Annotated in this window: 4 protein-coding genes; 2 read left to right on the forward strand and 2 right to left on the reverse strand. The window is 69.2% G+C overall.

The annotated features are described in order from the left end of the window. Window positions 1-163: 163 nt before the first annotated feature. Complete coding sequence (locus DQW85_RS27815; RefSeq protein WP_113702856.1) at window positions 164-709, reverse strand: EF-hand domain-containing protein; 546 nt, start codon at window positions 707-709, stop codon at window positions 164-166. Between the two features lie 157 nt (window positions 710-866). On the opposite strand from DQW85_RS27815, the gene DQW85_RS27820 reads away from it, so the two are divergent. Continuing rightward, window positions 867-2,228: a glutamine synthetase family protein gene (locus DQW85_RS27820; RefSeq protein WP_113702857.1), complete on the forward strand. Its 1,362-nt coding sequence runs from the start codon at window positions 867-869 to the stop codon at window positions 2,226-2,228. Window positions 2,229-2,373: 145 nt separating this feature from the next. Then, window positions 2,374-3,816, forward strand: coding sequence for an FAD-dependent oxidoreductase (locus DQW85_RS27825; RefSeq protein WP_113702858.1), 1,443 nt, complete (start codon window positions 2,374-2,376; stop codon window positions 3,814-3,816). A gap of 100 nt (window positions 3,817-3,916) precedes the next feature. Here the strand turns inward: DQW85_RS27825 and DQW85_RS27830 are convergent. After that, on the reverse strand, window positions 3,917-5,128 hold a 1,212-nt coding region (locus DQW85_RS27830), incomplete at its 5' end, for a serine hydrolase domain-containing protein (protein WP_162795435.1).

The following is a 5,128-nucleotide window of genomic DNA, read 5'->3' on the forward strand; positions in this document are numbered from 1 at the left end:
AGCGCCGGCACCCGCTCCGTCAGCCGCAGCAACGCCAGCGCCGCCGGGCCGCCCCCGCGCGGCGCGGGGGCCAGCGGCTTCCAGTGGAGCACGGACCGCAGAGCGGTCCGCACGCTCGTCCTCACAGTCGTCATCACGCCGGCGCTCGTCGTCATGCCGCTGCTCACAGGGGTCCGAAGAGCCAGTTGCCCGCCGCGTTCGGGTCGTCGCCCGTGTAGTACTGCCGCGCGGCCTCCACCAGCTCGTCGACGGTCAGCGCGCCCCTGCCCGTGCGGTCGATCCGGTCGAACGCCACGTCCACGTCGTCGTAGGCGGTGCCGAACGCGCTCAGCATCGTTCGAAACTCCCGCACCCCGATCAGGTCGTCCGCATCGCCGTCGCAGATCTCCGCCACCGCGACCGTGGCCGAGCGGAACACCGGCTCGTACCCGTCACCGGTCACGAACGCCGCCGTCATGCCCGTACGGAACTCCTCCCGCGACATCCGGCAGTCGCTGTCCCTGCCCAGCGCGTCCGACAGAGCCGACCATATCTGGCCGAAACCATCGACGAGGACGCTGCCCGGAACCGAGGTCGGCGACTCGCCGAACCCCACCAGGATGCGAGCCCCGAGCCCCAGCAGGTCCTCGCGGCCGACGACGCCCCGCCCCGCCGCGTCGACGTGGTCGAACGCCCGATCAAGCTTGTGATTGAGCAGGTCGATAGCCACCCGTGCCTCCCCCGAGACTGACTGACTGCGAAGATCACAGTAAGTCTGCTTGCAGAGTTTGTCAGCGAGGCTCGCACCGGCACCCCCCGTAACGTGCGCGAAACACGGACACGGCATTCTGGTAGGGAGAGCTGAATCGTCTTCGCGAGGGGATGCCTTGGACCGCCAGCAGGAGTTCGTGCTCCGCACGCTCGAGGAACGCGACATCCGGTTCATCCGGCTCTGGTTCACCGACGTGCTCGGCTTCCTCAAGTCGGTCGCCATCGCACCGGCCGAGCTCGAAGGCGCCTTCGCCGAGGGCATCGGATTCGACGGCTCGGCCATCGAGGGCTTCGCCCGCGTCTACGAGTCCGACATGCTGGCCAAGCCCGACCCGGCCACCTTCCAGATCCTGCCGTGGCGCAGCGAGGCGCCCGGGGCGGGGCGCATCTTCTGCGACATCCTCATGCCCGACGGCTCGCCCTCGCACGCCGATCCGCGCTGGGTGCTCAAGCGCATGCTCGCCAAGTGCGCCGACATGGGGTTCACCTTCTACACCCACCCGGAGATCGAGTTCTTCCTGCTCAAGAGCCGTCCCGAGCCGGGCCAGCGGCCGGAGCCGATCGACTCCGGCGGCTACTTCGACCACACCCCGCACAGCGCCGGCCACGACTTCCGCCGCCAGGCGATCATGATGCTGGAGTCGATGGGCATCTCGGTGGAGTTCAGCCACCACGAGGGCGCCCCCGGCCAGCAGGAGATCGACCTGCGCTACGCCGACGCGCTCACCACGGCCGACAACATCATGACGTTCCGCCTGGTCATGAAGGAGGTGGCGCTGGAGCAGGGCATCTGGGCCTCGTTCATGCCCAAGCCGTTCACCGAGCACCCCGGCTCCGGTATGCACACCCACATGTCGCTGTTTGAGGGCGACCGAAACGCCTTCTACGAGGCGGGCGCCGAATACCAGCTCTCCAAGATCGGCCGGTCGTTCATCGCGGGCCTCCTCAGGCACGCCGCCGAGATCACCGCGATCACCAACCAGTGGGTCAACTCCTACAAGCGCCTGTGGGGCGGCGCCGAGGCCATCGCCGGCCAGGGCGGCGAGGCCCCCTCCTACATCTGCTGGGGCCACAACAACCGCTCGGCGCTGGTCCGCGTGCCCATGTACAAGCCGCACAAGGGCGGCTCGACGCGCATCGAGTTCCGCTCGCTCGACACGGCCTGCAACCCCTACCTGGCGTTCGCGCTCATCCTCGCCGCCGGGCTCAAGGGCATCGAGCAGGGCTACGAGCTCCCGGCCGCCGCCGAGGACAACGTCTGGACCCTGACGAGCGCCGAACGGCGCGCCCTGGGCATCCGCCCCCTGCCCCAGTCCCTCGACGAGGCCATCGCGGTGATGGAGCAGAGCGAGCTGGTGGCCGAGACGCTCGGGGAGCACGTCTTCGACTTCTTCCTGCGCAACAAGCGGACCGAGTGGCGCGAATACCGTCGCCAGGTGACCGAGTTCGAGCTCGGCCGCTACCTCCCTGTGCTGTAGGCGGCCGAGCGGTCTTCTTGGGTCGTGCATGGTGCCGCGTTGTACGCGCGCGCCTGCTCTTATGCCCGTGTAGGGCGACCACCGTCGTCCCGTTGGCACCTTGTCGCATGAATAGGTCGGTCAACCGATGACGCCCAGGCGGACATTGGCGATCGTTGTTCCTGACCGCGTCCAGCTCGCCGGTGAAACCACCGATGTCGAGGAGCTGGGGATCGAACGCGACAACACCGTGGGAGAAACGATGATGCCGTCCAACCCTGAAGCTGATCACGTCGTGGTCATCGGAGCCAGCATGGCCGGCCTGCTCGCGGCCCGGGTGCTGGCCGACCAGTACGGCCGCGTGACCGTGATCGAGCGGGACGAATTACGCGCCGGCGAACTCCATCGCCGTGGGGTTCCCCAGAGCCGCCACGCGCATGGATTGCTGGCCCGCGGCCGGGAGATCATGGAGGAGCTGTTCCCCGGGCTGACGGCTGGGCTGATCAGCAAGGGAGTGCTTTCGGCAGACGTACAGGCGCAGGCCCGCTGGTACAACGAGGGACTGCTCCTGCGGCAGGCTCCGAGCGACCTGCAAGGCCTGCTCGTCAGCCGGCCGCTGCTGGAGGCGTCCATCCGTGACCGCCTGCGAGCCCTGGACAACGTGCGGATCGTCGACCGCTGCGAGGCCGTGGGTCTCCTGACCGATCAGACCGGCGGGCCGGTGACGGGCGTACGCGTCATGTCACGGATCCCCGGAGCCGAGCCGAACGTCACGGCCGGAGTCATACCGGCCGGGCTGGTTGTGGACGCGTCCGGCCGGGGCGGCCGGGCCGCGGTCTGGCTGGAGGAGCTCGGCTATCCCGCGCCGGAGGAGGAGCGGGTCCGGATCGACCTCCGGTACACGACCCACCACTACCGGCGCACGCCCGACCAGCTCAACGGCGACCTCGGGGCCATCATCGGCGTCACCGACGACATCCGGCGCAACGGCGTCATGCTGGCTCAGGAAGGCGACCGCTGGATCGTCACTCTCGGCGGCTACCTGGGGGAGGAGCCACCGCGGGACCACGCGGGATTCACGGCTTTCGCAGCGGGACTCGCCGCCCCGGACATCCACGATGTGATCCGCACCCTCGAACCGGTCGAAGAGCCCGTGTCCACTCGCTTCCCGGCCACCAAGCGCCGGCACTACGCGCGGCTGTCGAGGTTCCCCGAGGGGTATCTCGTGCTGGGCGACGCCATCTCCAGCTTCAATCCGGTGTTCGGGCAGGGCATGACCGTCGCGTCCTTGGAGGCGCTCGAACTGCGCGACAGCCTCTTGGAGGGCCCGGCCAAGCTCGCCGTCCGGTTCTTCGAGCGGACCACCGGTCTCCTCGATGCCGTGTGGGCCACGGTGGTCGGGTCGGACCTGCGCTACCCCGAGGTCGAAGGGCCCCGCAGTGAGCAGACGCGGCACGGCCACGCGTTCATGGGCCGCCTGCATCACGCCGCCCACCGCGACCCGGAGGTCGGGCGGGCCCTCCTGCGAGTGATCAACTTCCTGGACGGAGCCGACGCCCTTCAGGACCCGGCGTTCGTCGACCGGGTCCTGAGGTCGAGCGAGTCCTGAGGTCGACCAGGTCCTGAGGTCGACCGGGTTCTGACGTCGGCCGGGGCGTGACGTACACCACCCGCCACGCACCGTCCGCCCCGCCCCGCCCCGCCCGAGGTCAGAAGTACCTGGGCGTCAGGTCCGTGGCCGGCCAGGACGAGACCCGGACCTCGTTCATCTCGTCGTCGATCCCGTCGAAGTCGGGTGACCCCTGCTCCTCGCGCCGGTTGAACAGCAGCGCGTAGCTGAACCCGTTCTGCAGCCGCGCCAGGTAGGTGAACGTGCCCGGCATGGACCCGTTGTGCCACGTGTTGAGGTGGCCGGGCACCTGCCGGACCCACCACCCTCCGCCGTACCACGAGCCGTACTCGTTGACGCCCGTCTCGGGCTTGGCGAGCAGCTTGGCGATGGACGCGGAGCTCAGCACCAGCCCCGGCCGGTCGAAGGCCAGGGTCCAGCGGACCAGGTCGACCGCGGAGGCCAGCCAGCCGCCGTTGGCGTCCTGGTTGGGCATGTTGAACCCGCCGTACGGGTAGGGCACCACGGTGCCCGAGGTGTCCACCACGGACTTGTTCGTGTACTGCGACTGGTAGATCACCTCACCGGGCGCGGCCTGGGCGCGGAGGCTCCTGCCGAGCCGCATCCGGGTGATGCGGAGCGGGGCGAGCAGCTTGGTCTTGACGTACGACTCGTACGACATGCCCGACACCTTGGCGATGATCCGGCCGAGCAGCATGTAGCCGTAGTTGCTGTAGACCATCTTCGACCCGGGGGCGAAGTCCAGCGGCCTGCCGGTGGCGTACTTCGTGATGTGCGCGTGGGTGATCGGCAGCGGCACGTCGAGAGCGGCCGAGATCGTGTGGTCGAGCCAGAGCTGGTCCTTGGAGACGTCCCGGTCCCAGCCGCCCAGGTGCTGCATGAGCCGGAGCACGGTGACCTGGTGCATGCGGGTGTCGGCCGGGGTGAGGCCCAGGAGCTGGGTGACCTTGGCCGACAAGCTGAGCTTGCCGTCCTGGACCAGGCGCATGATCGCCGCCGAGGTGATGTTCTTGCTCAGGCTCGCGATGCGGAACAGCGACGTGGGCGTCACCGTGGGGACGGCCTGGGAGCCGTCGGTGTAGCGGTAGCCGCGGGCCAGCACGATCTTGCCGTTCTTCATGACGGCGAGCTGGGCGCACGAGATGGCGCGCTGCTTCACGAAGGTCTTCACGACGTTGTCGAACCCGGCGAGAGACGCGGGCGCGACGCCTGACGTCTGCAGCGCCGGAGCGGTCGTCCGCAGCGCCGGAGCGGTCGCCGCCGCGGGCCGCGCGAGCGCCGCCGCCGGGAC

It is taken from the genome of Nonomuraea lactucae (assembly GCF_003313395.1).
GTDB lineage: Bacteria > Actinomycetota > Actinomycetes > Streptosporangiales > Streptosporangiaceae > Nonomuraea > Nonomuraea lactucae.